This window comes from Myxococcus sp. CA039A, from assembly GCF_013336645.1.
Taxonomy (GTDB): Bacteria; Myxococcota; Myxococcia; order Myxococcales; family Myxococcaceae; genus Myxococcus; species Myxococcus llanfairpwllgwyngyllgogerychwyrndrobwllllantysiliogogogochensis.
In genome coordinates this window covers 1-1,773 of record NZ_JABUMQ010000635.1, presented here as the reverse complement: position 1 = coordinate 1,773, position 1,773 = coordinate 1, and the positions used below count along the sequence as shown (strand labels likewise).

Sequence of the window (1,773 nt, the reverse complement as noted above, 5' to 3'; positions counted from 1 at the left end):
CGGCTCTCCCGCACTTCGTGTGGACCGTGGGGTCAAACGGTGAGCAGTACGCGGCGACGCAGCAGGTCGAAGTTGGCTCGGCCATACATCTGACGCTTGAGGAGCTTGAGCTTCGTGATTTGGCCCTCGGCTTGAGCGTTGCTCCAGGGTGAAGTCAATGCAGCCCTGACGGCATCGCCCTCTTGTTCGAGGCCTGCTGCAAAGGTCTGCACCGCGCGAACTCCACACTCACGTGCCTGCCGCAGCCACTCGTCGAAAGGCTGACAAGACCTCGCTCGCCGTGTCCCTCGTGAAATGCATCGCGAGCGCACAAGTTCACAGAAACGCTGGGCCAATGCGACAACACGCGCCGCTTCCTGGTCCTGCGCGATACGCGCCAGTGTCATGGCCTCGGCAGATGTCAGCGCAGCAGAGCTCTTCACGCACAGCCACGCCAGTTGCTTCGGTGATGCGAGCGCGTCGTGGCGTTTCCCCGTCGCCCACCAAGTGCTGTTGGGATGGCCGTGCGCTCCTGGGTAATGCAAAACGGTTCGTCGCAGTTGGAGCCACCGGCGGACTTGTCGAGACGTGCCGCGAAACCCCTGGGCGCAAATCTCCCGCCAGAGTTCGCAAGCGTTCTCACACCCGGCGGCATGTCGCCGCGTCAGGTACTTCAAGTAAGGATCGAGGATGCTCGGTCTGGGCATGCCCGCCGCGCGCTCGGGAAAGGCTTCGGCGAATGCAAATTGGCGCACCGTCCCTCGCGCCAGCCCAAGCGCGCGACTAATCCTCACCAGGGGTTCTCCTGCCAAGTAACGACGTCTGACGGCTTCGTATGTGGCGACACGTCGAGAGCGACTCGCCTCTTGAGCACGAGCTTCAGCGTGAGTTCGCGAGAAACTGTTGTGACGGCGTGCTGGCGTCGCGGACTCATTCGATACCGCGGGCAGCGCTCGAAGGCGAGCGTGAGCGCCGGCCACCCATCGTTCCATCATCTGCCGTCCATTCAGCAGCAAGTGCCAGCGGTCCGTCACCTGCAGGGCATCCGGAGCTCCCAGCATCGCCGCCCGTGCGTACTCAGTCGACCTGTCCCTGGCGATGACTTCCACGCCGGGGTGATGGCGTAGCCAAGTGCTCACCGTGGGAGTCGAGCGGTCTGGCAACACGTCCCGCACGCAGTGCTCTTCCAGGTCGACAAGGATGGAGCCGTAGGTGCGTCCCTTGCGCAGCGCCCAGTCGTCGAGGCCGAGGACGCGAGCGGGGCTGGGAGCAGGCAGCGGAGCGCGGCGAATCAGCCGCAGGAGGGTATCGGGACTGGTGGGCATGGCCAGGGGATTGAGCAGCCTGGCCCCAGCCTCTGCTCCGGCTGTGATTGCAACGGCGCACTGCGCGGTGGCCAGCCGACGCGTCCGCCGAGCCTGAGCGGCCACCAGGCGCACCGGCCGCTCCGCGAACGTGCGGCGGGCGCAGTCCGGGTTTCGGCAGCAGAAGCGTCGCACTCGAAGCTCGAGTTGCACAGCGCGCCCTGCGGCGGGTAGGTCTGCAGGGCGTCGGACATAGCTGCCGTGCACCGAGGTGCTGGGCGTCTGGCAGGCAGGACACCGGGCCCCAGTGCCCTCCAGATGCGCCACAAGGACAACGTCCGCACTACTGCCGCGCGTCACCCGCTCCATGCGGCAGCCAGGAAGGGAGTACAGCGGTTCCATTCCCAGGGTGTATTCGCCCTGCTGGCCGTTTGCCGCATCTGTCCTTGCCCCAGACGGGAACCACACGAAGTGCGGGAGAGCCGTCAAA

At 65.6% G+C, this 1,773-nt stretch carries 1 protein-coding gene; it reads right to left on the bottom strand.

The genetic code is table 11. The annotated features are described in order from the left end of the window. Positions 1–32 precede the first annotated feature (32 nt). The gene (locus tag HR086_RS46610) at positions 33–1,685 is read right to left on the bottom strand and encodes an ISL3 family transposase (protein WP_174468886.1); all 1,653 of its coding nucleotides are present in this window, start codon (positions 1,683–1,685) and stop codon (positions 33–35) included. Positions 1,686–1,773: the final 88 nt, after the last annotated feature.

Coding starts and splice junctions, on each gene's coding strand:
- HR086_RS46610 (WP_174468886.1), bottom strand. CDS start 1,685: ATGGAACCGCTGTACTCCCTTCCTGGCTGCCGCATGGAGCGGGTGACG.